Raw genomic sequence first — 26,816 nt, forward strand, 5'->3', positions numbered from 1 at the left:
GCTGGTCACCGGGCGGGTCTGGAAGGGCTCGGCCTTCGGGGGCGTCAAGGGCCGCACCGAGCTGCCGGGCTATGTGAAGCGCTACATGGACGGCGAGATCAACATCGACGACTTCATTACCCATGACATGCCCTTCGAGCAGATCAACGAGGCCTTCGAGCTGCTGCACGCGGGCAAGAGCATCCGCAGCGTGCTCCACTACTGAGGGGGCGATCGCCATGACCATGATGGAAAACCTCGAGCTGGTGTCGGCCAACAAGAGTTTCGGTGGTTGGCACAAGCGCTACCGCCACCGTTCCCGGGCGCTGGATTGCGAGATGGTGTTCGCCATCTTCCTGCCGCCCCAGGCGGAGACCCAACGCGTACCTCTGCTGTGGTGGCTCTCCGGGCTGACCTGCACCGACGAGAACTTCATGCAGAAGGCCGGCGCCCACCGCCTTGCCGCGGAACTGGGCATCGCCATCGTCTGTCCGGACACCAGTCCCCGGGGGACCGACCTGCCCGGTGAGCACGACAGCTATGACTTCGGTTCGGGGGCCGGCTTCTACGTCAATGCCACCCGGGAGCCCTGGAAGCAGCACTACCGGATGTACGACTACGTGACCGAGGAGCTCCCCTCGGTGGTGCGGCAGCACTTCCCGGTCAATGGTCGTGAATCGATCAGCGGACATTCCATGGGCGGGCACGGGGCGCTGATCATGGCCTTGCGTCGGCCCGGTCACTACCGCTCGGTGTCGGCCTTCGCCCCCGTCGTCAATCCGACCCAGTGCCCCTGGGGCCAGAAGGCCTTCTCCGGCTACCTGGGTGACGATGTCGGCAGCTGGACCCAGTACGATGCCTGCGAGCTGGTCGCCCGGGGCGCCTCGAGCCAGCCGCTGTTCATCGACCAGGGTGAGGCGGACGACTTCCTCGAGGAGCAGCTCCGGCCCGAACGACTGGAGGCGGTCTGTACCGAGCACGAGCATCCCCTGACGCTGCGGCGACAGCCCGGCTATGACCACAGCTACTTCTTCATCGCCTCCTTCATCGAGGACCACCTGCGCTATCATGCCGAGCGCCTGAACAAGGGCTGAGCGGGTGGCGGGATCGGGCGGTTCCGGCCGGCATCGCGACGGTGCCGGCCGCCTTGCGATATTGCCCCGGTGACGGGGCAGCGAACGATTGTGTTTCCCCCCATCGGCGTGCAACTATCTGCGGCACTGCAGAGTGGCCAGTGTCGCCGGGTCCGCCGGTCTGGCCATGACCTTCTGCAGACAACGACAACTTTGGCTTCCGTGACACCGACCCTCAAGAGGCGTCGGGGTTTGGAGGGATGACGATGAAACATGCTCCTCGAGCCCCCGCTGACCATGACAGGACGCAGACCCTCGGTTTTCTCCTGCTGGACAACTTCACCCTCATTTCGCTCGCTTCCGCCATCGAGCCGCTGCGCATGGCCAACCAGCTGGCCGGCCGCGAGCTCTACCGCTGGTACACCCTGAGCGTCGACGGCGGGCCGGTCAGGGCCAGCGACGGCCTGCAGGTCACCCCGGACGTGGCGGTCACGATGCCGTTGACGCTGGACATGGTCGTCGTCTGCGGCGGTGTCGGGCCGAATCGCAGCGTACAGCGCGAGCACGTGGCCTGGCTGCAGTCCCAGGCGCGGCTCTCCCGGCGGCTCGGGGCCATCTGCACCGGCAGCTGGGCCCTGGCCAAGGCCGGGCTGCTGGACGGCTACGAGACCAGCATCCACTGGGAGTGTCTGGCCGCCATGCAGGAGGCCTTTCCGCGGGTGGTGCTGACCACCCGGCTGTTCTCCATCGACCGCGACCGGGCCTCGGCCTCGGGGGGCACCGCACCGCTCGACATGATGCTCACCCTGATCGGTCGCGACCACGGTCGGGAGCTCGCCGCCGGCATCTCGGAGATGTTCATCTGTGACCGGGTGCGCAACGAACACGACCACCAGCGGGTGCCGCTCAAGCACGTGCTCGGCACGACCCAGCCCAAGCTGCTGGAGATCGTGGCGCTCATGGAAGCCAACCTGGAAGAGCCCATCGCCCTCGACGAACTGGCCGAGTATGTGGACGTCTCCCGCCGCCAGCTGGAGCGGCTGTTCCAGAAGTACCTGCACTGCTCGCCATCGCGCTACTACCTCAAGCTGCGCCTGACCCGGGCCCGCCAGCTGCTCAAGCAGACCCCGATGTCGATCATCGAGGTGGCCTCGGCCTGCGGTTTCGTCTCGACGCCACACTTCTCCAAGTGCTACCGGGAGTTCTTCGGCATGCCGCCCCGCGACGAGCGCCTGGGCAGCGGCACGATCGATCTCTCGCCACTGGCCCTGAAGAAGGAGGCGGCCGCGCTGTTGCAGGGCGCGGCCTTCGAAGCCGTGCCGCTGGAGCCGGTCTCCAGTGCCGTGGTCGCCCTCGACCAGGCGCGGGGCGAGCCCACCTACGCCAGCGTGCGCTTGAAGCCATGAGGAGGGCTTGATGCGGTTTGCCGTCGTCCAGCGGCCATCCGGCATTTCCCATGTTGAGGCCCCGGCGTGATGCCCGTTCCGTGGCGGCGGCTGGGGCGCCTGCTGGCGCTGGTGCTGCTCGGCTTCGTCGGGCTCTCGCTGCTGCTGGTGTTGCTGTTCCGGGTGCTGCCGGTATTCGGCTCCATGGTGATGGTCGAGCGCAAGGTGCAGTCCTGGGTGGCCGGTGAGCCGATGCGTATCGAGCACCAGTGGCGTGCCCGGGAGGCGCTCTCCGACCATGCCAAGCTGGCGGTGATCGCCGCCGAGGATCAGCGCTTCCCGATGCATCGTGGTTTCGACGTCGACGAGATGCGCCGCGCCTGGGAAGCCAGCCGCAACGGTAGCCGTCTGCGTGGGGCCAGCACCATCAGCCAGCAGACCGCCAAGAACCTCTTCCTGTGGACCGGTCGCAGCTGGCTGCGCAAGGGCCTGGAGGCCTGGTTCACCCTGCTGATCGAGACGCTGTGGCCCAAGGAGCGCATCCTCGAGGTCTATCTCAATATCGTCGAGTGGGACCACGGCGTCTTCGGCCTGGAGGCCGCGGCCCAGCACTACTTCGGCGTCTCGGCGGCCCAGCTCAATGCCCACCAGGCCAGCCGCCTGGCCGCCATCCTGCCCAATCCGCGGGGCTGGGACGCCGCTCGCCCCACGCCTCATGTGGACCGGCGCAGCGCCTGGATTCGCCAGCAGATGAACAACCTGGGCGGTATCGCCTACCTGGAACAGCTCTAGCACTATTCGCACTCATGGCTGTCCGTCGCTCATGGCTGTCGTCGCGATCGCGACAGCCATGACGTTTTTGAGATTCTTCCCGTCGCTTCCAAGCGTCGGGCCGGGGTGGGCCGGGGCTATGCTGCCGGCAAGTCGAACACAACCCCGGAGCCCCCGACATGACCCCCAGTGAGCTGCACGACGACGCCATCGTCATCGATGGCCTGATCATCGCCAAGTGGAACCGCGAGCTGTTCGAGGACATGCGTCGCGGCGGCCTCACCGCCGCTAACTGCACCGTCTCGGTGTGGGAAGGGTTCCAGGCCACCGTCGACAACATCGTCAAGTCCAACGCCCTGATGGCCGAGTGCAGCGACTTGGTGCGTCCGGTGCGCACCACCGCCGACATCACCCGGGCCAAGGAGGAGGGCAAGACCGGCATCCTCTATGGCTTCCAGAACGCCCATGCCTTCGAGGACCAGATCGGCTACGTCGAGATCTTCAAGCAGCTGGGCGTGGGCGTGGTGCAGATGTGCTACAACACCCAGAACCTGGTGGGCACCGGCTGCTACGAGCGCGACGGCGGCCTCTCCGGCTTCGGCCGCGAGATCGTTGCCGAGATGAACCGTGTCGGCATCATGTGTGACCTCTCCCACGTGGGTGAGAAGACCTCCACCGAGGTGATCCTCGAGTCCAAGAAGCCGGTCTGCTACTCCCACTGCCTGCCCTCCGGGCTCAAGGAGCACCCGCGCAACAAGTCCGACGAGGAGCTGAAGTTCATCGCCGACCACGGCGGCTTCGTCGGCGTGACCATGTTCACCCCCTTCCTGCGCGCCGGCGTCGACGCCACCGTCGACGACTACGTCGAGGCCATCGAGTACGTGATGAATATCGTCGGCGAGGACGCCATCGGCATCGGCACCGACTTCACCCAGGGCCACGACAAGAACTTCTTCGAGTGGCTGACCCATGACAAGGGCTACGCCCGCCGCCTGACCAACTTCGGCAAGATCATCAATCCCGAGGGCATCCGCACCATCGGCGAGTTCCCCAACCTGACCGAGGCGCTGCTGCGCCGCGGCTTCAGCGAGCCCCAGGTGAGGAAGATCATGGGCGAGAACTGGGTGCGCGTGCTCAAAGACGTCTGGGGTGCCTGATTGAGAGAAGACTACATCGGCGTGGTCGGGGCGCCGGAGACAGGTCGTAGCGAAGGTCATTTGCCATGGATGACAAATGTAGCGCCCAGGGACGGGGTTGCAGTGCCTTCGCGAAGGCCAGTCGCCGGATCAGCCCCGACGACCGCCAAGCACGATGATTTCTGCCAAGAACAACGAGTTTAGAGGACTACCACCGTGACCAAGATCGCCCCCGAACTGCCCATCGACGTGGACGCCGAGACTGGCGTCTGGACCACCGACGCCCTGCCGATGCTCTATGTGCCGCGGCACTTCTTCATCAACAACCATGTGGCTGTCGAAGAGGCCCTGGGCGCAGAGAAATACGCCGAGATCCTCTACCACGCCGGCTACAAGAGCGCCTGGCACTGGTGCGAGAAGGAGGCCGAATGCCATGGCCTCGAGGGCGTGGACGTCTTCGAACACTACATGACGCGGCTTTCCCAGCGCGGCTGGGGGAAGTTCATCACCGAGGCCATCGACCTCGATGCCGGCACCGCCCGGGTGCGCCTGGAGCATAGCGCCTTCGTCTACCAGCTGGGCAAGGTCGGCCGCAAGGTGGAGTACATGTTCACCGGCTGGTTCGCCGGTGCCATGGACCAGATCCTCGCGGCGAGGGGCAGCGAGCTGCGCACCGTCGCCGAGCAGACCCAGAGCGCCGCCGAGGAAGGCTGCGAGGTGGGTATCTTCATCGTCAAGCCGCTGTCCGGCGCCCGGGTCTGAGGAGATTCTTTCATGGCATTCGACGCACTCTTCCAACCGATCGAGATCGGCAAGCTCACCATCCGCAACCGGGTGGTCAGCACCGCCCATGCCGAGGTCTACGCCACCGATGGCGGCATGACCACCGAGCGCTACGTCAAGTACTACGAGGAGAAGGCCAAGGGCGGCTGCGGCCTGTGCATCTGTGGCGGCTCCTCGGTGGTCTCCATCGACAGCCCCCAGGGCTGGTGGAGCTCGGTGAACCTCGCTACCGACCGCATCATCCCGCACTTCCAGAACCTCGCCGATGCCGTGCACAAGCACGGCGGCAAGATCATGATCCAGATCACCCATATGGGGCGCCGCTCGCGCTGGGACGGCCACGACTGGTCGACCCTGCTGTCGCCCTCCGGCATCCGCGAGCCGGTGCACCGCTCCACCTGCAAGACCATCGAGGAGGAGGAGATCTGGCGCATCATCGGCGACTTCGCCCAGGCCGCGCGCCGGGCCAAGGAAGGCGGCCTCGACGGCGTCGAGCTCTCCGCCGTGCACCAGCACCTGATCGACCAGTTCTGGAGCCCGCGGGTCAACAAGCGCGAGGACCAGTGGGGCGGCAGCTTCGAGAACCGCATGCGCTTCGGCATGGAGGTGCTCAAGGCGGTGCGCGCCGAGGTCGGCGACGACTTCGTGGTGGGCATGCGCATCTGCGGTGACGAGTTCCACCCGGACGGCCTGTCCCACGACGACATGAAGCAGATCGCCGCCTACTACGATGCCACCGGCCAGGTGGACTTCTTCGGCGTGGTCGGCTCCGGCTGCGACACCCATAACACCCTGGCCAACGTCATTCCCAACATGTCCTACCCGCCGGAGCCCTTCCTGCACCTGGCGGCGGGCATCAAGGAAGTGGTCAGCGTGCCGGTGATCCACGCCCAGAACATCAAGGACCCCAACCAGGCCCAGCGCATCCTGGAAGGCGGTTACGTGGACCTGGTGGGCATGACCCGGGCGCATATCGCCGACCCGCACCTGATCGCCAAGATCAAGATGGGCCAGGTGGACCAGATCAAGCAGTGCGTGGGCGCCAACTACTGCATCGACCGCCAGTACCAGGGCCTGGACGTGCTGTGCATCCAGAACGCCGCCACCTCCCGGGAGTACATGGGCCTGCCGCATATCATCGAGAAGAGCGAAGGGCCCAAGCGCAAGGTCGTGGTGGTGGGCGGTGGCCCCGGCGGCATGGAGGCGGCCCGCGTCGCCGCCGAGCGCGGCCATGAGGTGACCCTGTTCGAGGCCGCGGAGCAGTTGGGCGGGCAGATCACCATCGCCGCCCAGGCGCCGCAGCGCGACCAGATCGCCGGCATCACCCGCTGGTATCAGCTGGAGCTGGCGCGCTTGAACGTCGACCTGCGCCTGGGCACCCGCGCCGACGAGGCGACCTTGCTCGACCTGCGCCCGGATATCGTGGTGCTGGCCACCGGCGGTCATCCCTTCCTGGAGCAGGATCCGCAGTGGGGCTACTCCGAGAATCTCGAGGAGAGCCTGGTGGTCAGCACCTGGGACATCCTCTCCGGCAAGGTCGCCCCGGGCAAGAACGTGCTGATCTACGACACCATCTGCGAGTTCTCCGGGCTCTCGGCGGCGGACTACCTGGCCGACAAGGGCGCCAAGGTCGAGATCGTCACCGACGACATCAAGCCCGGCGCCGCGGTGGGCGGCACCACCTTCCCGACCTACTACCGCAGCCTCTACGAGAAGGAGGTGATCATGTCCTCCGACCTGCTGCTGCACAAGGTCTACCGGGAGGGCGACGGCCTGGTGGCGGTGCTCGAGAACGAGTACACCGGCGCCCTGGAGGAGCGCGTGGTCGACCAGGTGGTGGTGGAGAACGGCGTGCGTCCCGACGAGGGGCTCTACTACGCCCTCAAGGAGCAGTCCCGCAACAAGGGGCAGGTGGACCTGGAAGCGCTCTACGCCATCCAGCCCCAGCCCTGCCTGAGCGAGGCGGGGGACGGCTTCCTGCTGTTCCGCCTGGGCGACTGCACGGCGCCGCGTAACACCCACGCGGCCATCTACGACGCCCTGCGGATCTGCAAGGACTTCTGACGGCGCTTGTCGTCCGGTGGGCGGCTCCCGCGCCGCCCGGCCATGAAACCCCGAGGGTCTGGCTTGCGGGCCAGCGATCACGACGCGGAAGGGCCTTCCCTGGCCCCCGCGTCTCTGCCGAGTCCCTTCGGCAGGATTGCGCCGCATCGCCGGCCCCTCGGCACGGCCGCGAAGGCGCTGAGCCACCGCACCACCGGACGCCTGCCATGGCCGTACCACTATCGATGAGGTGAGTACCATGCTCGAGACGCTCTTGCCGATCCTGATCTTCGCCGCCCTGGGCCTGGCGGTGATCGGCGCCTGGCGGCGTGTTCGCCTGTGGCGCCAGGGGCGGCCCTCTGCCGTGCCGCTGCTCAAGGGCCTGGCGGCCATGCCGCGCCGCTACCTGGTGGATCTGCACCATGTGGTGGGGCGCGACAAGGTGATGTCCAATACCCACGTGGCCACCGCCGGTGGCTTCGTGGCCGCCGCCGTGCTGATGATCCTGGTGCATGGCCTGGGCCTGGCTCAGGGCGTGCTGGGCTGGCTGCTGCTGGCGGCCAGCGCCACCATGTTCGTGGGCAGCCTGTTCGTGGCCCGGCGCCGCCGTAACCCGCCCGCGCGGCTCTCCAAGGGCCCCTGGATGCGCCTGCCCAAGAGCCTGATGGCCTTCTCCCTGAGCGTCTTTGCCATCACCCTGCCGGCGGTGGGCCTGCTGCCCGCCGACTTCGGCCACTGGCTGCTGGCGCTGCTGCTGGCCGCCGTGGTGGTCTGGGGCCTGGGCGAGATGGTCTTCGGCATGACCTGGGGCGGGCCCATGAAGCACGCCTTCGCCGGCGCCCTGCACCTGGCCTTCCATCGCCGCCCGGAGCGCTTCTCCACCAAGGTGGGAGGGGAGGGGCGCTCCACCGGCCTCAAGGCGCTGGACCTGGACGATCCCGACGCCAAGCTGGGGGTCGAGACGCCCAGCGACTTCACCTGGAACCAACTGCTGGGCTTCGATGCCTGCGTGCAGTGCGGGCGCTGTGAGGCGGTCTGCCCGGCCTTCGCCGCAGGCCAGCCGCTCAATCCCAAGAAGCTGATCCAGGACATGGTGGTGGGCCTGGCCGGCGGCAGCGATGCGGCCTATGCCGGCAGTCCCTATCCCGGGAAACCCGTCGGCGAGCATCACGGGAGCCCCCATGGGCCCATCGTGGCCCGCGAGGGCAAGGCGCTGGTGGATGCCGAGACCCTGTGGTCCTGCACCACCTGCCGCGCCTGCGTGGAGGAGTGCCCGATGATGATCGAGCACGTCGATGCCATCGTCGATATGCGCCGCCACCTGACCCTGGAGCATGGCAATACGCCCAACAAGGGCGCCGAGGTGCTTGACAACCTGATCGCCACCGACAACCCCGGCGGCTTCGATCCCGGCTCACGGCTGCACTGGGCGGCGGACCTCAACCTGCCGCTGATGGCGGACGTCAAGCAGGCCGAGGTGCTGCTGTGGCTGGGCGACGGGGCCTTCGATATGCGCAACCAGCGCACCCTGCGGGCCCTGGTCAAGGTGCTGCGCGCCGCCGAGGTGGAGTTCGCGGTGCTGGGCAACGAGGAACGCGACAGCGGCGACGTGGCGCGGCGCCTGGGCGACGAGGCGACCTTCCAGTCCCTGGCCAAGCGCAATATCGCCACCCTGGCCCAGTACCGCTTCCAGCGCATCGTCACCTGCGACCCCCACAGCTTCCATGTGCTGGGCAACGAGTACGGCGAGCTGGGCGGCGTCTATGAAGTACGTCACCACAGCACCTTTATCGCCGAGCTGTATGACGCCGGCCGGCTGGCCTTCGCGCCCTGGAAGGGCGGCCGTGTCACCTATCATGACCCCTGCTATCTCGGCCGCTACAACGGCGAATACGAGGCGCCGCGCAACGTGCTCAAGGCGCTGGGCATCGAGGTCAAGGAGATGGAACGCTCCGGTTTCCGCTCGCGCTGCTGCGGCGGTGGCGGCGGGGCGCCGATCACCGATATTCCCGGCGAGCGGCGGATTCCCGATATGCGCATGAACGACGTCAGGGAGACCGGCGCCGAGCTGGTGGCGGTGGGCTGCCCCCAGTGCACCGCCATGCTCGAGGGCGTGGTGGATGCCACCGCCGAGGTGCGTGATATCGCCGAGCTGGTGGCCGATGCCCTGGTGGCGCGTCCCGCCGCCGGCGCGACCCACCGGCCCCAGGCCGAGGAGGTGATCTGATGAGCGAGATTCGTCGCCGCGATCCACGCCGCGAGTGGATCGCCCGTAACCGCCTGCATCCCGAGCATCTGGATGTCCTGGCCGAACTGGGGCAGGGGACTGCCGCGGTAGAGTGGATGGGGCCCAACGGGGTGATTCGCAAGAACCCCCATGCCATCGGCTTTATCGGCCCCAATGGCGTCAAACGCATCGACCGCAGCGGCGCCCAGCAGGGCGGCCAGGCCGCGGGTGGGGCTCGCCAGGCGGCCCAGGACAGCCGTCGCGACGTCACCATCGAGGCCCCGGCCTTCCTGGTGGCGGTGGTGCCGGAACTCTCCGGCGGTCGCCTCTCCGGCCATGACAAGGACCTGCTGGGCCTGGCCCGGCGCCTGGCCGATGCCGACCCCGAGCGCCCCGGCGCCGTGCTGGCCGTGGTGTTCGGCGAGCACAAGGAGGAGGGCTTCGGCGAGGCGGGCATCGATCGCCTGCTGCACCTCGACGACGACGCCTATGCCGGCTTCGCCCCCGAGGCGCGCCTGGCGGCGCTCTCCGCCGTGGAGCGGGAGCTGGCGCCGCGTCACTGGCTGCTGCCCGACTCGCCCCTGGGCGGGGCCGACCTGGGGCGGCGCCTGGCGCTGCGCCTGGGCGAACGCCCCGCCACCGGCGTCTGGCAGATCGAGGCCGATGGCGAGGCACCGCTGGGCTGGGGCTGCACCGCCCGCGGCGCGGCGGAGAGCCTGGATATCCAGCGGCCCCTGCCGCGGGTCGCCCTGGCCCTGGCCGAGTGCGCCGAGCCGGTGGACGAGACCCGTCACGCCGCCGAGCCGCTGAGCCTGGCGGAGGCGATTCCCAGCGCCCTGTCGCGGATCGAGGACCTGGGCCAGGTGGCGGTGGATCCCGCCGGGGTGGCGCTCGCCGAGGCGGAGTTCATCGTCTCCGGCGGCAACGGCGTCAAGGATTGGGACGGCTTCCACCACGCCGCCAGGGTACTGGGGGCCACCGAGGGCGCCTCCCGCGTGGCGGTGGACGACGGCTTTATGGAGCGCCATCGCCAGGTGGGAGCCACCGGTACCTGGGTCACCGCCCGGGTCTACCTGGCGGTGGGCATCAGTGGGGCCATCCAGCACCTGCAGGGTATCCAGAGCTGCGACAAGGTGGTGGCCATCAACCTCGACCCCGGATGCGACATGATCAAGCGCGCCGACCTGGCGGTGATCGGCGACAGCGGCGAGATCCTCGCCGCCCTGGTGGCCAAGGTGGAACAGCAGCGAGGAGGGCAGCGCGATGCGGCCTGAACAGCAGGGAGTCGAGGTGGCGGTACTGGTCTCGGTGGGTCGCCACCCCATCACCGGGCGCGCCCGCCGCGCCGATCAGGATGCCCGGGGCCTGGAGCTGGCCCTGGGACTGGAGCGCCAGCTGCCCGGCAGCCGGGTCAGCCTGTTGCATGCCGGCCCGCGCGGCGAGGAGAGCGAAGCGGCGCTGCGCGGCTACCTGGGTATGGGGCTGGAGAGCCTGACGCTGCTGGAGCAGGCCGAGGGCAGCGATGCCATCCCGGCCCTGGCCGAGCACCTGGCCGCGGCACCGCCGCAACTGGTGATCACCGGCGCCCGGGCGGAGCGCGGCGAGGGCTCGGGACTCTTGCCCTATGCCCTGGCCGAGCGCCTGGGCTGGCCGCTGGTCAATGGCCTGGCCGCGGTGGAAAAGGTCGAGAACGGCGTGGCGACCCTGTTGCAGGCCCTGCCCCGGGGCCAGCGGCGGCGCCTCAAGGTACGCCTGCCGGCCATCGTCAGCGTGGATGGGGCGGCCCCGGTGGCGCGCCAGAGCGCCTTCGGCCCGGCCCGCCGGGCCGAGCTCGAGGCGACCTCGGTCCCCGCCGAGCCCGATCGGGAGCTGGCCGAGTGGCGGCTGGCCCTGGCCCGCAAGCGCCCCAAGCGCCTGAAGATCGTCAAGGCCGCCTCGGCCCGGGATCGCTTCAAGGCCGCCGCCGCCAAGGCGGAGGGGGGCTCCGGCCAGGTGCTCGAGGACGTCACCCCGGAGCAGGGCGCCGAGGCGATCCTCAAGCTGCTCAAGGAAGAGGGCGTCCTACGCTAGGGCTCGTTTGCCATGCCCTGGCCGCCGACGAGAGGTGCGAGGCGAAGATGGGTCGCCTCGCACCGGGACCGAGTCAGTGGTGGCCTGCCTCGATCGGGACGCCGGGATCGAACAGGATCATGTGCGGGCCGGCCGGGCCGACGCCGTTCTCCTTCTGCACGCTCGAGAAGTCCGCCCAGGCACTGCCGTCCTCCGTCACGTGCGACAGCCCGCCCTGCTCGGCATCCACCTCGAGCAGATAGATGCCGTAAGCGTCGTTGCGGGGGCCGAACTCCGGGTCGTCATCCAACGTGCTCAACACCGAGTTGGTAACGTACAGCCGCTCCCCGTCGGGACTCAGGCGCATCATGCACGGGTGTGGCACGGACGCCTCACCCACCAGTTCCGGCTGGTAGGGATCGCTGATCTCGTACTGCTGTACCTGGTCACCGAACCAGTTCGCGATGTAGAGATAGCGGTCATCGGGCGAGAGGGTCATGTCACAAGGCAGGGCGAGGTCGCTCAGGACCCGGTGGAAATCCAGCAGACCGTTGCCGTCCTCGTCCTCCCACAGCCAGGCGTTCCCGGAGGTGCCTATCGTGTAGCCGTAGCGCGCGTCGGACGCGTGGAACCAGTCCGCCTCCGTGGCACCACTCTGCTCGCCGAGGTGCACGACCTGAATGACCTCCTCCTTCTCCAGGTCCCACACGGAGACGGTGTCGCCACTCGGTCCGTACGGATTCTCCAGCACGTCTCCCGGGAATCCCCAGGTGGTGGTGACCAGCCGGTTGAGGCCGGCGTTATAGGCGATGTCGTACATGAACTCGGGGCCGGTTTCATCCGCCGCCCGCTCGGGGCCTGGACCGAAGTGACGCACGAACGCGCCGGTCTCGCCGTCGATCAGCACCAGGCCGCCGGGGCCGGTGCTGGGGGTGTCGGCGCCGAGCATCGACACCAAGGCGACGCCGCCGGGCAGCGGGCTCACCGTATGCGGTGCGACGTAGCCGCTGTCCGGCCGCAGGCCTTCCTCCTCCCGGACGAGTTGCGGGGCCAGCGGGTCTTCGGAGATGTCGAACACGTAGATGCGATCGGAGAACAGTCCCGGGATGAGGAGCCGCTCCTGATCCAGCGAGTAGCCCCAATGGTGGACGTTGTCGCCCACGTGCGTGAGAGACTCCATCCTCACGATCTCGCCATATTCGTCCGCACGGTCCGGGTCGGCGCCGACGATGGCCAGCATGTCCGGGTTGTTCTCGTCGCCCGCGTCGATGGCGACCACATAGAGGAACGCCTCGCGCGGTGTGTCGCCATGCTCCTCGGTACCCTCCGAGGCCAGGGGGAAACCGCTCGCCAGGACCAGTGCCATGCCCACTGGAGCCGCCAGTGCCTTGGGTGAATGATTGCGATGTCTCATGGTCCGTCTCCTTGCGGAGACGGGGGCCCGCCTCCGCTTCGGGTCACGCCGCCATCTTCTCGGCCACATAGACCTTGTTGAAGGGGTTATCGAAGGGGACGACCTCGACCCGGGCGAAGCCGGCCTTGGCGGCCAGTTCGCGGACCCGCGATTCCGGCAGGCCACAAGTGCCGAAGCCGGCGCCCTGCATGCCCAGTGATGTGGTCATGCAATAGGTCACGCTCCAAGCGTAGAACATCGCGCCGATGGGGCCGAGATTGTCTTCCAACCGATCGGCCACGCGGAACTCGAGCAGCAGCCAGGCAACGTCATGCCGCGGACTGCGCCGCTCCAGTTGGACCACTTCACTCCTGATGACTTAGGCTTAGTCCGAAAATCGGCGAGCGATGGCCAGGGCTAGGCTCGTTCCCTACGAGCCCACGCATTTCCCGCATCCGTGTGGGTCACAAGGCAAAAATCAGCGTAAAAGCGGAGTTTACGTGGGTGTAAATGAGCATTTTAAGCTGATTTTTAACGCCGTATGGGCGAGCGCAGGCAGTTTTCGGACAAAGCTGGGTGGCCCGGCCAGCTTCAACAGGAACAAGGCATGGGCGGTGTTCTCAACGCCACCGTGAGCTCACATCGATACGTTGCTGCAACGAGATCGCCCCGCTGCTGCGGGGCGATCTCGCCGGTACGCCCTAAAGGCGTTTTGACGCGGCCTCAATGATGCCGGGGCTGGCGCTTGGTGGGGCCCGCCGTCAGGGGGCGATGCGGGCGTTGGCGTCGGTGAAGCCCATCAGGGAGATGTCGAGGTCCATGCGGTCGCCGCGGGGCCCGATCAGGCTCAGCGTGGCCGCGCTGCCGCCGCGCAATGCCTGCAGCAGGGCCGGCTCGACGGGAAGGTCGGCACGGCAGCCCTGCTGCAGGCAGGTCTGGTAGGGAAACTGGGCCGGCTCGACGCCGTCCACGCTCAGCTGCAGGCCCGAGGCGAGATGCACGCCCAGTGGCAGCAGGAAGGTCATCGCCGGGCCCTCGAGCTGCGGCGGGTAGGCCATGATCACCCGCATCAGGGGCTGGTCGCTGTCCGGGTTGTTGACCACCTGGCTCATCGTGCAGATGCCCGCGCTGGCCTCTCTCGGACAGATCACCTCCCAGTCACGAAATTGCTCGGTGGTGACGTCGGCGTTGGCGTCCCCCGGCGAGGCTTGCTGGGCGAAGGCCGGGGGCGCCAGGGCCAGCAGCGACAGCAGGCCGGCCAGGCACAGGAATCGGGTGGAACGGTTCGACATCGGTGGTACCTCCTCGGCCTCGATGGCCATCAACTCTCGATCGGGTCGTCTCTCCGTGGCGTGTTCGACAGGCGAATGGGTGTCCGACGAGCGGCCAGAAGGGAAAGCACTACCATGCCCGCTCGCCTCCTCGAGGTCGAGCCCCTCGGGCCTCGCGGTGAGAGAGCCCCGACGCAACGACCCCGGCAATGCCGGGGTCGTCTCGGTTTGCTTCAGGGTGCCTGCCCCGGAGGGGTCGCGGCGCAGGACGGCTCAGCCGGTTGTCCTGGCCAGCACCAGCCTGCTCTGCTCCTCCCGCAGTCCCTTGACCAGGCTGTAGGCCATCACCAGCAGGATCAGGGTGAAGGGCAGGCCGGTGGCCACGGCACCCGCCTGCAGGGCGCCCAGCGCGGTTTCACCGCCGCCGTAGAGCAGGATGCCGGCGATCACTCCCTCCAGGGTGGCCCAGAAGACACGCTGGCTGCGGGGCGCATCGGTCTTGCCGCCGGCGGTGATGTTGTCGATCACCAGCGAGCCGGAGTCCGAGGAGGTGATGAAGAAGATCAGCACCAGCAGGATCGCCAGGCTGGAGGTCAGGGTGGTCAGCGGCAGATGCTCGAGCATCTGGAACATCGCCAGGGAGACGTCGCTGATGCCGTGGGCCAGCTCACCGACGCCGGCGGCGGACTGAGCCAGGGCGGTACCGCCGAAGGCGCTCATCCAGACGATAGTGACCAGGGTCGGCACCACCAGCACGGCGGTAAGGAACTCGCGCACCGTGCGCCCCCGCGAGACCCGGGCGATGAACATGCCGACGAAGGGCGACCAGGAGATCCACCAGGCCCAGTAGAACACCGTCCAGCCGTGATACCAGGTGGTGTCGTCACGCCCGACCCAGTTGGAGAGCGGCACGATATGGCTGACATAGGCGAGGGTGGTATCCCACAGGTTGTTGAGGAACAGCAGGGTGGAGCCGGTGATGACCACGAAGACCAGCAGGGCGAGGGCGATCACCATGTTGATGTTGGAGAACAGCTTCACCCCGCCGTCGATGCCCCGCCACACCGAGAACAGCGCAACCACGGTGACGCCGACGATGATGGCGAGCTGGGTGCCGATGGTGTTGGGGATGTCGAACAGGTAGTTGAGCCCGCCCGCGGCCTGGGAGGCGCCGAAGCCCAGCGAGGTGGCCAGGCCGAAGATGGTCGCCAGCACCGCGACGATGTCGATGACATGGCCGAACCAGCCACGCACCCGGTCGCCGAGGATCGGGGTGAAGGCCGAGCGCAGGGTCAGGGGCAGGCCGCGGTTGTAGGCGAAGAAGGCCAGCGACAGGCCGACCACGCCATAGATCGCCCAGGGGTGCAGGCCCCAGTGGAACATGGTGGCGCCGATGGCGGCACTCGCCCCGGCCGGGGTGTGGGCGGCGGCGTTGAGCGGCGTGCCGTACCAGTCGGTGTAGTAGGCCACCGGCTCGGCCACGCTCCAGAACATCAGGCCGATGCCCATGCCCGCCGCGAACAGCATGGCGAACCAGGAGGTGGTCGAGTACTCCGGCCGGGCCCCGTCGCCGCCGAGGCGAATCCGGCCCACCGGCAGCACGATCAGCGCGATGCTCAGCAGCACGAAGAGGTTGCCGGCGATCATGAACAGCCAATCGAAGTGCTCGATGGACCAGCCCCGGGCCGTGGTCAGTTGGGAGTTGGCGGCATCGGGATAGACCAGGGCATAGAGAATGAAGGCCAGGATGGCCAGCGCCGAGAGGGGAAAGACGGGGTGGTGGAAATCCAGCCCCAGTATCTGAGTATTGTCCTGTCCGGGGGACAGGATGGGGTCGTCATCGCTCTTCATCGGGGTTCCTTGGGTGTTGTTGTTGGTCCCCGGGGATACCGGAGCATCCCCGGGCCTGCGCATTGTTGAGCCTGCCGGGGAAGGGGGGTGTCGTGAAAACGACCTCCGGATATCCACGCGCACATGCGATGAATCATGCCGAAGAGGATGTCGTGATTGAGCATAGAGATGACTCATTGGGAAACGAGTGCGGTGAGCAGTACCGCTAAGGTCTCTGAGTGGCGTTTGCGCCACCCCCTACAACAAGACACAGGAAGCCAGCCATGAGTGCAGCCAACCGCGGAGTCGTCTACAAGGGCCCGGGTAAAGTCGCCGTCGAATCCATCGCCTATCCGGAGCTTGCCCTCGGCAATCGCAAATGCGACCACGGCGTGATCCTGAAAGTCGTCACCACCAACATCTGTGGTAGCGATCAGCATATGGTGCGTGGCCGCACCACCGCGCCGTCCGGCCTGGTGCTGGGCCACGAGATCACCGGCCTGGTGGTCGAGTGCGGCCGCGATGTCGAATTCATCAAGCCGGGCGACCTGGTCTCGGTGCCGTTCAACATCGCCTGCGGCCGTTGCCGCAACTGCAAGGAGGGCCGCACCGGCATCTGCCTCAACGTCAATCCGGCGCGTCCCGGCGCGGCCTACGGCTATGTCGACATGGGCGGCTGGGTCGGCGGACAGACCGAGTACGTCATGGTGCCCTACGCCGACTTCAACCTGCTGAAGTTCCCGGACGCCGACCAGGCCATGGAGAAGATCCGTGACCTGACCCTGCTCTCGGACATCTTTCCCACCGGCTTCCACGGCTGCGTTACCGCCGGGGTGGGGCCGGGCAGTACCGTCTATATCGCCGGCGCCGGCCCCGTGGGCCTGGCGGCGGCGGTCTCCGCCCAGTTGCTCGGGGCCGCCTGCGTCATCGTCGGCGACATGATCGAAGAACGTCTGGCCCAGGCCCGCAGCTTCGGTTGCGAAACCCTCGACCTGACCCAGGACGGCGACATGGCCGACAAGCTGGAGGCGATCCTCGGCGAGCGTGAAGTCGACTGCTTTGTGGACTGCGTCGGCTTCGAAGCCCATGCCTGTGGCTGCAACCACGGCAAGGAAGCACCTGCCACCGTACTGAACTCGGCGATGCAGCTGACCCGTGCCGGCGGTCAGATCGGTATCCCGGGCCTGTACGTGACCGAAGACCCGGGCGCTGTCGACGAAGCCGCCAAGCATGGCGCGCTGAGCATGCAATTCGGCCTCGGCTGGGCCAAGTCTCACTCCTTCCATACCGGCCAGTGCCCGGTGATGCAGTACCATCGCCCGCTGATGCAAGCGATCCTGTTCGGCAAGGTCAATATTGCCGATGCGGTCAACGTCCAGATGATCACCCTGGACCAGGCGCCGCAGGGCTACGCCGACTTCGACGGCGGTGCGGCCAAGAAATTCGTCATCGACCCCCATGGCAGCGTCGCCGCCTGACCTGTCCGATCGCCGGTGAGCGGCCCCGGCAGGATGCCGGGGCCATCCCCGAAACGACCTCTGCATGTCCGGGGGCTGCCTTCCGGGTCTGCCGGGCATTGCCCCTGCCCGAAGCCGGTGCGAACATGCAAGACAGGTAAGCGCCAACCGAGAACAACGAGCCCCTCATGACCGTCGAGACCGTCACCCCCAAGCGCCGTTTCCGCGGCAGGCCCCGTGGCCGTGATCTGCCCCCCGTCGCCCTGGCGGCGCTGCGCCAGCTGCTCGGCGACGAACGCAAGGATGCCGGCCTGCGCCGCCGCGACCTGCTGATCGAACACCTGCACGCCATCCAGGATGCCCATGGTCACCTGTCGCTGGTGAACCTGCGGGCGCTGGCCGCCTACATGAACCTGCCGATGGCCGCGGTCTACGAGACCGCCACCTTCTATGCCCACTTCGACGTGGTCCACGACGACCAGGCGCCACCGCCGGAGACGACGATCCGGGTCTGCGACTCGCTCTCCTGCCAGCTGGCCGGTGCCGCCACCCTCGAGGCCGAGCTCAAGGCGGGCGTCGACCCGGCCAGGGTGAGGGTGGTGCGCGCCCCCTGCATGGGGCGCTGCGAGACGGCGCCGGTGGTCGAGGTGGGGCACCACCACGTGCTGTTCGCCACCCGCGAGGGCGTCGAGTCGGTGGTCGATACCGGCCACTTCCACCCCGAGGCGATCCTCTGGCAGCGCCTCGACGACTATCGCGAGACGGGTGGCTACCGGCTGCTCGCCGACTGCCGCGCCGGCCAGGTGACGGTGGAGGCGCTGATGCAGTCCCTCGAGACCGCCAACCTGCGCGGTCTGGGCGGCGCCGGCTTCCCCACCTTCAAGAAGTGGCATTTCGTGCGCCAGGAGCCGGGGCCGCGCTACTGCGCCATCAACGCCGACGAGGGCGAGCCCGGTACCTTCAAGGACCGCTACTACCTGGAGCGCTCGCCGCACCGCTTCCTCGAGGGGGCCCTGGTCAGCGCCTGGGCGGTGGAGGCCGAGGCGCTCTACATCTACCTGCGTGACGAGTACCCCGGCCTGCACCGGGTGCTGCACGTGGCGATCGGCGAACTCGAGTCCGCCGGCCTGGTGCCGCCGGGCTACATCGTGCTGCGCCGGGGGGCCGGTGCCTATATCTGCGGCGAGGAGTCGGCGATGATCGAGTCGCTGGAGGGCAAGCCCGGCAAGCCGCGCCACCGCCCGCCCTTCGTCGCCCAGAAGGGGCTCTTCGACCGCCCGACCCTGGTCAACAACGTCGAGACCGTCTACTGGATCCCGCTGATCTGGGAGAAGGGAGCCGACTGGTTCGCCGGCCACGGCCGCCATGGCCGCAAGGGCCTGCGGAGCTTCTCGGTCTCCGGCCGGGTCAGGCGTCCGGGCGTGCACCTGGCGCCCGCCGGCATCACCCTCAACGAGCTGATCGAGGAGTACTGCGGCGGCATGGCCGAGGGGCACCGGCTCGCCGGCTACCTGCCCGGCGGCGCCTCCGGGGGGATACTCCCGGCGAGCAAGGCCGATATCCCGCTGGACTTCGACACCCTGCAGGAGGCGGGCTGCTTCATCGGCTCGGCCGCCATCATCGTCTTGTCCGACCAGGACGACCTGAGAGCGGTGGCCACCAACCTGCTGGCCTTCTTCGCCGACGAATCCTGCGGCCAGTGCACGCCGTGCCGGGTCGGTACCGAGAAGATGCTCACCCTGCTCGAGCGCGACGAGTGGCGGGTCGAGGAGCTCGAACGGCTGTCGCAGGTAATGATGGACGCCTCCATCTGTGGCCTGGGCCAGGCGGCACCCAATCCTGTGCTGGGGCTGCTGCGGGACTTCCGCGGTGAACTCGCCAGCCAGAACGTGATCGTGAAAGGGTAGGGAGGTAGACCATGACACCAGAGACCTTCACCCTGACCCTGGATGGCGCCGAGGTGAGCGCTCACCCCGGCGAGACCCTGTGGCAGGTGGCCAAGCGCGCCGGCGAGACCATTCCCCACCTCTGCTTCAAGGATGCCCCCGGCTATCGCAGCGACGGCAACTGTCGCGCCTGCATGGTGGAGATCGAGGGCGAACGCGTGCTGGCGGCGAGCTGCCTGCGCGCGGCGACCCCCGGCATGGTGGTCAGGAGCGCCACCTCCGAGCGGGCCCGGGTGTCCCGCGAAGGGGTGATGGAGCTGCTGATTGCCGACCAGCCCGACCGCGACGACAGCCCCGACCGCTCGAGCCACTTCTGGGCCATGGCCGATCGACTGGCCATCGACGCCACCGCGGTGCGCGAGCGGCTCCCGGCGCGGGCCGAGCGAGAGGCGCCCACCGTCCACCATGTGGCCCCCCGTAAGGGCTCACTCACCCATGACACCAGCCATTCGGCGATGAACGTCAACCTCGATGCCTGCATCGAGTGCAACCTCTGCGTTCGCGCCTGCCGCGAGGTGCAGGGCAACGACGTCATCGGCCTGGCCCATCGCGGGTCGGCCTCGAAGATCGTCTTCGACTTCGACGATGCCATGGGCGAGAGCACTTGCGTGGCCTGCGGCGAGTGCGTCCAGGCCTGTCCCACCGGGGCGCTGATGCCGGCGACCCTGATCGACGCCGCGGGTCGCGGCGACTCCAAGGCGGCCGATCGCGCCGTCGACTCGGTCTGTCCCTACTGCGGGGTGGGCTGCCAGCTCACCTACCACATCAAGGACGACCGGATCCTGTTCGTCGAGGGGCGTGACGGGCCGTCGAACCAGAACCGGCTGTGCGTCAAGGGGCGCTTCGGCTACGACTACCCCAACCACCCCTCGCGGATCACCAGGCCGCTGATCCGCAGGCCGGGGGTGCCCAAGGGGCTCGACCCCGGCTTCGACCCGCTCGCGCCGCTGACCCATTTCCGCGAGGCGAGCTGGGAGGAGGCGCTGGATGTCGCCGCCCAGGGGCTCGTCGACCTCAAGGCGGCCCATGGGCCCGATGCCCTGGCCGGCTTCGGCAGCGCCAAGTGCTCCAACGAGGAGGCCTGGCTGTTCCAGAAGCTGGTGCGCACCGGCTTTGGCAGCAACCATGTCGACCACTGCACCCGGCTGTGTCACGCCAGCTCGGTGGCGGCGCTGATGGAGTGCATCGGCTCGGGGGCGGTGACAGCCTCCTTCATGCAGGCACTGCAGTCCGACGTGGTGATCCTCACCGGCTGCAACCCGGCGATCAACCACCCGGTGGCGGCCACCTACTTCAAGCAGGCGGCGCGCAATGGCACCAAGCTGATCATCCTCGATCCCCGTGGCCAGGCGTTGGACGCCTATGCCCACCGCAGCGTGCGCTTCACCCCTGGTGGCGACGTCTCGCTCTACAATGCCATGCTCAACGTGATCGTCAGCGAGGAGCTCTACGATCAGGACTACATCGACGCCCACACCGAGGGCTTCGAGGCGCTCAAGGCCCATGTGCGCGACCTGACCCCCGAGGCCATGTCGCCCGCTTGCGGCGTCGCGCCGGCGCTGATTCGCGAGATCGCCCGACTCTACGCCACCGCCGACAAGGCGATGATCTTCTGGGGCATGGGCATCTCCCAGCACGTCCACGGCACCGACAACGCGCGCTGCCTGATCTCGCTGGCGCTGGCCTGCGGCCAGATCGGCCGCCCCGGCACCGGCCTGCACCCGCTGCGCGGCCAGAACAACGTCCAGGGGGCCTCGGACGCCGGCCTGATCCCCATGGTGCTGCCCGACTACCAGCCGGTGACCGACGCCCAGGTGCGTGCCGCCTTCGAGGAGCTGTGGAACACGCCGCTCGACGAGACGCCGGGGCTCACCGTGGTGGAGATCATGGATGCCATCCATGCCGGCACCATCAAGGGGATGTACATCCAGGGCGAGAATCCGGCGATGTCCGACCCGGACCTCGAGCACGCCCGTCAGGCGCTCGGCGAGCTCGAGCACCTGGTGGTGCAGGACCTGTTCGTCACCGAGACCGCCCAGTTCGCCGACGTGATCCTGCCGGCCTCGGCCTGGGCGGAGAAGGATGGCAGCGTCACCAACACCAACCGCCAGGTGCAACTGGGCCGTGCCGCCGTGCCGTTGCCCGGTGAGGCGAAGCCCGACTGGTGGATCATCCAGGAGATCGCCAACCGCTTCGGCCTGGGCTGGCACTACGCCCACCCCCGCGAGGTGTTCGCCGAGATGAAGCAGGGCATGCCGTCGCTCGACCACATCACCTGGGAGCGCCTGGAGCGGGAGAGTTCGGTGATCTATCCCTGTCCGGCCGACGACGCGCCTGGCGCGGACGTGGTGTTCAGCGATGCCTTCCCCACCGGGAGCGGGCGGGCGAAGTTCGCCCCGACCCGGCCGCTGCCGCCGGACGAGCCCATCGACGGCGACTACCCCACGGTGCTCATCACCGGGCGCCAGCTTGAACACTGGCACACCGGCTCCATGACCCGCCGTTCCCTGGTACTCGACGACCTCGAGCCCGAGGCGGTGGCGAGCCTCGCCCCGGCGGAGCTGGTGCGCCTGCGCATGGCGCCGGGCGAGCCGATCACCATCACCACCCGGCGCGGGGCCATCACCCTGAAGACGCGGGTCGACCCGCTGATGTCGGAGGGGATGGTGTTCGTGCCCTTCTGCTATGTGGAGGCGGCGGCCAACATCTTGACCAACCCGGCGCTGGACCCCGATGGCAAGATCCCGGAGTTCAAGTATGCCGCCTGCCGCCTCGGCCGTGCGGAAGCGGCGCTGGCGGAGAGCGAATGAGCAATCGTGTCATGTCAAGGAAACGGCAAGCCAAGAGCAGCAGGAGGGCAGACCCATGATGATCGTCGACCTGATCGATGGTGATGATTTCCGCAACCGCCTGGTGGCGCTCGGCATCCGCATTCCCGAGGGGGCCTGCCCGGAGACCAGCGCCCGCATGGCACTGCTCAAGCATGCCGAGGTGGGAGTGCCCGGGTTGCAGGAGCTGGTGCAGGAGCTCCGCGAGCAGACCAATATCATGCTGCCCTCGGTGCGGGCGGCGCTGGAGCGGTTCCTCCTGCCGGCCTTGCGATAGCGGAACCGAGCCTGAAACAAGCGCCCCCGGATCGAGAGATCCGGGGGCAACCATGGGACGGTGAGAACCCGGCGGCTGGAGTTTCCTGCTGCCGGGTTCATGCGTTTGGGAGACTCTCCGGCTGCCCGATGGAGTGGCTTGTCTTAGCCCGCAAGCTGCTGGGGTAGCCACAGCACGATACTCGGCCACAGGCTGATCATCGCGGCGGCCAGGCACATCAACAGGAAGAAGGGAAAGGCGGCCCAGGCGATACGGCCGATGCTTTCGCCGGTCATGCCCTGCAGCACGAAGAGGTTGAAGCCCACCGGTGGGGTGATCTGCCCCAGTTCCACCATGATCACCAGAAAAACGCCGAACCAGAGCGGATCGAAGCCGGCCAGGACCACAATGGGTAGGGTGATGGGCAGGCTCATGACGGTGATCGAGATGCCGTCGAGGAACAGCCCCAGTACGATATAGAACACCGCCAATGCCATCAGCAGGACGAGGGGCGTGAACTGCTGGGCGGCGATCCAGGCGGCCAGCTCCTTTGGCAGATGCAGGTAGCCCATGGCCGTGGACAGCAGCATGGCGGTCACCAGCAGGCTGCAGACCATGGTGGCGCTGATCAGGGTGCCCTTGAGGGCGTCGATCAGTAGCGCGACGCTGAGCTGGCGCTCCAGGGCGAGCAGCCCCAGGGTGGCGGCGACACCTACGGCGGCGGCTTCGGAGGGGGTGGCGATCCCCGAATAGATCGACCCCATGACGATGGTGATGAGCACGGCCACCGGGGCCAGCAGCGGTAGCGCTTGCCAAAGGCCGATACCGCCTGTTGCCTGGCGAGGCGCGAGCCGCGGTTGCGTCATGCTGCGCAGGATGATGAAGCCGCTATACAGCGCGGCGATCAGCAGGCCCGGCAGCACGCCGGCCATGAACAGCTTGCTGATCGAGACCTCGGCCTGCACGCCGTAGACGATCATCACGATGGAAGGCGGAATCAACAACCCCAGGCTGCCCGCCCCGGCCAGCGAGCCGATCGACAGGTTGCGGTCGTAGCCACGGCCGGCCAGTTCCCGGGTGGTGATCTTGCCGATGGTGGCCGTGGTGGCGGCGCTGGAGCCACTGACCGCGGCGAATAGCGCGCAGCCGAAGACATTGGTGTGCAGCATGCCGCCGGGGAAGGGGCGCGTGAGAGGCGTTAGTCCCTTGAATAGCCGCTCGGAGACGTTGGAGCGGAAGATCAGCTCGCCCATCAGGATAAACAGCGGTATGGCAGACAGTTCCCAGCTGTTACCCGCACGGTACAGGATTCGCGAAAAGATCAGGCCGATTCGGTCGAGGTCGAAATCTCCCAGCCACCACAGCGAACTCATCGCCACGACCACCAAGGCGGCGAAGACCCAGGTGCCCATCGCCAGTACCGTCAATAGCAGTGCTGCGACCCCAGCGGCAATCCATACCATGTCCATTACGATTCCTCAGCAACTTGCATTGGGTGGGTCGAGTGTGAGCGCTGGGTCAGCAGTTTCAGGCTGCGGACCACCAGTGTCAGGCACAACAGCCACAGGCCAATCAGGACGGCGCCTTCGGGTAGCCATAGCGGGGTTTCAGCCAGGGTGTCGCTGGTAATGCCGCGCTGAAAGCTGCGCACCACGTTGAGACACCAGTAGTAAGACAACCAACCGAAGGCTGCCAGGGTGCTGGCGGCGATCACCAACTCCAGCGGCCAGTGCCACCGGGACGGCAGCCGGTCGAGGACCAGGGCGACCCGGATCAGCCCGCCCCTCTCCAGGACATAAGGCAGGCCGAGGAAGGTCATGGCGGCGACCGCATAGCCGATGTACTCATCGAGGATGAAGGTGGAGTATCCGAACAGACGCAAGGCGATTTCGAGGATGATATGCACGAACATGTACAGGATCAGTGCGATGGCGATGCCTGCCGCGAGGCGATTCAAGCCTCGCGACAGCGTGGTCAGCCAGCCGATCACGGTGTGTTGCCGTTATGGAAGGAATCGAAAATGGTCTTGCCGCGCTCGCCGATGGTTTCCTGCCAGCCGCTGATGACCGGCGCGGCGGCGTCGGCCAGCGCTTGCTGGAAGTCGGCGGGAACCGGATCGTGAATCGTAATGCCGTGCTCCTCGAGCGTGGCATAGTTGGTCTGGGTCCGCTCGCGAACGGCCTGCCAGTTGTGCTCATCGGTCCGCTGGGCAGCTTCGCGCAGGGCGCCTTGTTGCGCCGGCGACAGGGCGTCGAAGGCATCGCGGTTCATGTGCACCATGTTGAGGGGAATGGCGTACTGGATGCCGCTGAAGTGATCCTGGTGTTCCCAGAAGCTGCCGTTGGCACCGGCTTCGGCCGATGTCAACACCGCCTTGATGCCGCCGGTGGCCAATTGCGGCACTACATCGGCCCAGGACAGGCTCACCGGTGACGCCCCAGCATTGCGCAGGGTTTCGGTGCCGCTGCGGTCGAAGGTGCGGATTTTCAGCTGCTCGAGTGACTCGCTGGAGATCACGGCGTCTTGTGACCAGATGCCACTGGCCGGCCAGGGAGAGGCATAGAGCAGGATCTGGTCATTGTCTTCGAAGACTGCGTCGTAATGGGGACGTGCGATTTCGTACAGCTGGTGGGCCTGTTCGACGCTATCCACCAGGAACGGCAGCGAAGACAGCAGGAAAATGGGGTCAATGCCGCTCATGGTGCCGGAGAGGGTGTCGGCGATCTGTATGGCATTGTCGGCTACCGCATAGAAGTGGTCGCCCGACTTGAACCCCAGGGCACCACCAGTGTGCAGCGTGATATCGACTTCGCCGTTGGTGAGCTCCCTGACCTGTTCGATAAAGTAGGCATCGCCCTGGGCATGGATGGAGTTGGCATTGTATTCGTTGGAGAAATCCATACGCGTGGCCGCCTGGGTTGGGGCTGCGATGCCGATACATAGTGCAAGGCCTAGCCCTGGGCGGAAGAGTCTGTAACGCAGGTGATGAAACATGGAGGCGGGACGAAAAAAGGACATTGAGGGTACTCCAGTTATTGTTAGTCAATGTAAATATCGTCCATTCTCGCCATTGAAATGCGTGTATTTACGACAATTAGGGGTGCATTCGCGACCGGAGCTCCGGGCCGAATCGCTGCTTGAGGAGGAACGCAATACGCACGGATGAAGGCGCTTCACGGCATCTGTTGCAGAAACCCCTTGCGGAAGCGCCCGGGCGAGACGTCGAACAGCTGATGGAAACAGCGCCGGAAGTGGGAGATGCTGACGAAGCCGCTGGCCACGGCGACGTCGGCGATCGACTTGTTGGTTTGCTGTATCAACTGGCGAGCGTAGGTAAGGCGCAGCTCCAGATAGTAGCGTGATGGGCTGGCGTCGAGATGGTGGCAGAACAGCCGCTCGAGCTGGCGCCTGGAGATGCCAACGCAGTGGGCGACCTCGATGATCGACAGTGGCTCGTCGATGTTGTGATGCATCAGCTCCAGCGCCGTCTTCAGCGGCTGCGGCAGGGTCGGGTTGCGGTCGACGCTAACCACCGAGACATCGATGACATCGACCATCTTATCGCAGCTCAGCACCTCCTCGATGGCGTTGGCGAAGGGCTTGCCGCAGTCGGCCCTCACTATTGCCAGCATCATGTCCAGGGAGCTGCTGGCGCCGGCGCAACTGATGCGATCCCGATCCAGCACATGGCTGTGGTTGGAAATGCTGACCTTCGGAAAGTCCTCGCTCATCATCGCCCGGCCATCCGGATGATAGGCGCATTCGTAGCCATCCAGCAGGCCGGCCTGGGCAAGGAAATAAGCACCGTTCCATAGGCCGCCGAGCATCACCCCGGCACCGTCGGCGGCCTTGAGCTTGGCGCGCATGGCCGGGTTGGTGCGCGGTTGCACGCGGTAGCCACCGCACAGGATCAGGATATCCAATTGCTGCTCGTCGAGTTGCGACAGCTGGCAATCGACCGGGATCTCGATGCCCAGGTCGCTGAGCACGGTCTCGCCCTCGCTGCCCACCACCAGCACCTCGTAAAGCGTGGCGGGGCGCATCAGGTTGGCGGTGACCAAGGCATCGACCGCCCCGGTGAAGGCCATCATCGAGAAGTGTTCCACCAACACGAAGGCGACGCGCTTGACCTGGGCCGACGTCGAGTCACGCAGATCGGGTTCGATATACGCCATGTTCTTATTCTTCAACAAACTCTCGAAGTGTGATCCCATGATGGAAAGTCTTCCCGATAGAGTTTAATGGTGGAGCGCCGGGGCCTAGTAAGGGAAAATTGCTACGTTGAATGAAGATACGCTTGGTTTCTTATGATTTCAACGGTGTCGTTAATCAGCACGTAAATGTCGCAGGCGGCCCTCTGTAAGCGAAGGCTACCGGTCAAGATGGCCT

The 26,816-nt window shown here is 66.9% G+C and carries 21 protein-coding genes and 1 pseudogene; 14 read left to right on the forward strand and 8 right to left on the reverse strand.

What is annotated here, in order from left to right; translation table 11 throughout:
* From MKP05_RS17670 to etfB, 10 genes and pseudogenes are all read left to right on the forward strand, one after another.
* Nucleotides 1-205, forward strand: a pseudogene (locus tag MKP05_RS17670) (S-(hydroxymethyl)glutathione dehydrogenase); the annotation flags it as partial.
* A gap of 13 nt (nt 206-218) precedes the next feature.
* Nucleotides 219-1,073: an S-formylglutathione hydrolase gene (gene fghA, locus MKP05_RS17675; protein ID WP_240569490.1), complete on the forward strand. Its 855-nt coding sequence runs from the start codon at nt 219-221 to the stop codon at nt 1,071-1,073.
* 245 nt (nt 1,074-1,318) lie between these two features.
* A complete protein-coding gene (gene gbdR, locus MKP05_RS17680) occupies nt 1,319-2,458 on the forward strand; it encodes a choline metabolism transcriptional regulator GbdR (RefSeq protein ID WP_240569491.1) in 1,140 nt (379 codons plus the stop codon).
* A gap of 69 nt (nt 2,459-2,527) precedes the next feature.
* A complete protein-coding gene (gene mtgA, locus MKP05_RS17685) occupies nt 2,528-3,229 on the forward strand; it encodes a monofunctional biosynthetic peptidoglycan transglycosylase (protein ID WP_110283326.1) in 702 nt (233 codons plus the stop codon).
* 158 nt (nt 3,230-3,387) lie between these two features.
* Nucleotides 3,388-4,365: a dipeptidase gene (locus MKP05_RS17690; RefSeq protein WP_240569492.1), complete on the forward strand. Its 978-nt coding sequence runs from the start codon at nt 3,388-3,390 to the stop codon at nt 4,363-4,365.
* 195 nt (nt 4,366-4,560) lie between these two features.
* Nucleotides 4,561-5,106 (forward strand): DUF5943 domain-containing protein, encoded by a 546-nt coding sequence (locus MKP05_RS17695; RefSeq protein WP_240569493.1) that lies wholly within the window; start codon nt 4,561-4,563, stop codon nt 5,104-5,106.
* Nucleotides 5,107-5,118: 12 nt separating this feature from the next.
* A complete protein-coding gene (gene dgcA / locus MKP05_RS17700; RefSeq protein ID WP_240569494.1) occupies nt 5,119-7,191 on the forward strand; it encodes a dimethylglycine demethylation protein DgcA in 2,073 nt (690 codons plus the stop codon).
* Nucleotides 7,192-7,429: 238 nt separating this feature from the next.
* A complete protein-coding gene (locus MKP05_RS17705) occupies nt 7,430-9,397 on the forward strand; it encodes a (Fe-S)-binding protein (protein WP_240569495.1) in 1,968 nt (655 codons plus the stop codon).
* On the forward strand, nt 9,397-10,671 hold the full coding sequence (gene etfA / locus MKP05_RS17710; RefSeq protein WP_240569496.1) for an electron transfer flavoprotein subunit alpha: 1,275 nt from the start codon (nt 9,397-9,399) through the stop codon (nt 10,669-10,671). Before MKP05_RS17705 ends, etfA begins: the two co-directional genes overlap by 1 nt.
* The gene (gene etfB / locus MKP05_RS17715) at nt 10,661-11,467 is read left to right on the forward strand and encodes an electron transfer flavoprotein subunit beta (protein WP_240569497.1); all 807 of its coding nucleotides are present in this window, start codon (nt 10,661-10,663) and stop codon (nt 11,465-11,467) included. Before etfA ends, etfB begins: the two co-directional genes overlap by 11 nt.
* 73 nt (nt 11,468-11,540) lie before the next feature.
* Here the strand turns inward: etfB and MKP05_RS17720 are convergent, their stop codons facing one another.
* From MKP05_RS17720 to MKP05_RS17735, 4 genes are all read right to left on the reverse strand, one after another.
* Nucleotides 11,541-12,860 (reverse strand): selenium-binding protein SBP56-related protein, encoded by a 1,320-nt coding sequence (locus MKP05_RS17720; RefSeq protein WP_240569498.1) that lies wholly within the window; start codon nt 12,858-12,860, stop codon nt 11,541-11,543.
* Nucleotides 12,861-12,903: 43 nt separating this feature from the next.
* Nucleotides 12,904-13,203: a hypothetical protein gene (locus MKP05_RS17725; RefSeq protein WP_240569499.1), complete on the reverse strand. Its 300-nt coding sequence runs from the start codon at nt 13,201-13,203 to the stop codon at nt 12,904-12,906.
* A 397-nt stretch (nt 13,204-13,600) separates the two neighbouring features.
* A complete protein-coding gene (locus MKP05_RS17730) occupies nt 13,601-14,131 on the reverse strand; it encodes an invasion associated locus B family protein (RefSeq protein WP_240569500.1) in 531 nt (176 codons plus the stop codon).
* A 252-nt stretch (nt 14,132-14,383) separates the two neighbouring features.
* Nucleotides 14,384-15,961, reverse strand: coding sequence for a BCCT family transporter (locus tag MKP05_RS17735; RefSeq protein ID WP_240569501.1), 1,578 nt, complete (start codon nt 15,959-15,961; stop codon nt 14,384-14,386).
* A gap of 263 nt (nt 15,962-16,224) precedes the next feature.
* Here MKP05_RS17735 and fdhA point away from each other — a divergent pair, with 263 nt between their 5' ends.
* The 4 genes from fdhA (at nt 16,225) to MKP05_RS17755 (ending at nt 22,448) form a co-directional block, all read left to right on the forward strand.
* Nucleotides 16,225-17,418, forward strand: coding sequence for a formaldehyde dehydrogenase, glutathione-independent (fdhA, locus tag MKP05_RS17740; RefSeq protein ID WP_240569502.1), 1,194 nt, complete (start codon nt 16,225-16,227; stop codon nt 17,416-17,418).
* 167 nt (nt 17,419-17,585) lie between these two features.
* A complete protein-coding gene (locus MKP05_RS17745) occupies nt 17,586-19,304 on the forward strand; it encodes an NADH-ubiquinone oxidoreductase-F iron-sulfur binding region domain-containing protein (protein WP_240569503.1) in 1,719 nt (572 codons plus the stop codon).
* An 11-nt stretch (nt 19,305-19,315) separates the two neighbouring features.
* Entirely contained in the window at nt 19,316-22,153 is a 2,838-nt protein-coding gene (fdhF, locus tag MKP05_RS17750) for a formate dehydrogenase subunit alpha (protein WP_240569504.1), read from the forward strand.
* 55 nt (nt 22,154-22,208) lie between these two features.
* Entirely contained in the window at nt 22,209-22,448 is a 240-nt protein-coding gene (locus tag MKP05_RS17755) for a hypothetical protein (protein WP_110283339.1), read from the forward strand.
* A gap of 143 nt (nt 22,449-22,591) precedes the next feature.
* On the opposite strand, the gene MKP05_RS17760 is transcribed toward MKP05_RS17755, so the two are convergent.
* The 4 genes from MKP05_RS17760 to MKP05_RS17775 all read right to left on the reverse strand — a co-directional run bounded on the left by MKP05_RS17760 (nt 22,592) and on the right by MKP05_RS17775 (nt 26,602).
* Nucleotides 22,592-23,896 (reverse strand): TRAP transporter large permease, encoded by a 1,305-nt coding sequence (locus MKP05_RS17760; protein WP_240569505.1) that lies wholly within the window; start codon nt 23,894-23,896, stop codon nt 22,592-22,594.
* Complete coding sequence (locus MKP05_RS17765; protein WP_240569506.1) at nt 23,896-24,417, reverse strand: TRAP transporter small permease; 522 nt, start codon at nt 24,415-24,417, stop codon at nt 23,896-23,898. Before MKP05_RS17765 ends, MKP05_RS17760 begins: the two co-directional genes overlap by 1 nt.
* Nucleotides 24,414-25,328, reverse strand: coding sequence for a TRAP transporter substrate-binding protein (locus tag MKP05_RS17770; protein ID WP_240569507.1), 915 nt, complete (start codon nt 25,326-25,328; stop codon nt 24,414-24,416). Before MKP05_RS17770 ends, MKP05_RS17765 begins: the two co-directional genes overlap by 4 nt.
* Nucleotides 25,329-25,600: 272 nt before the next feature.
* The gene (locus MKP05_RS17775; protein WP_240569508.1) at nt 25,601-26,602 is read right to left on the reverse strand and encodes a GlxA family transcriptional regulator; all 1,002 of its coding nucleotides are present in this window, start codon (nt 26,600-26,602) and stop codon (nt 25,601-25,603) included.
* Nucleotides 26,603-26,816 lie beyond the last annotated feature (214 nt).

The sequence above is a fragment of the Halomonas flagellata genome, assembly GCF_022487945.1.
Taxonomy (GTDB): Bacteria; Pseudomonadota; Gammaproteobacteria; order Pseudomonadales; family Halomonadaceae; genus Halomonas; species Halomonas flagellata.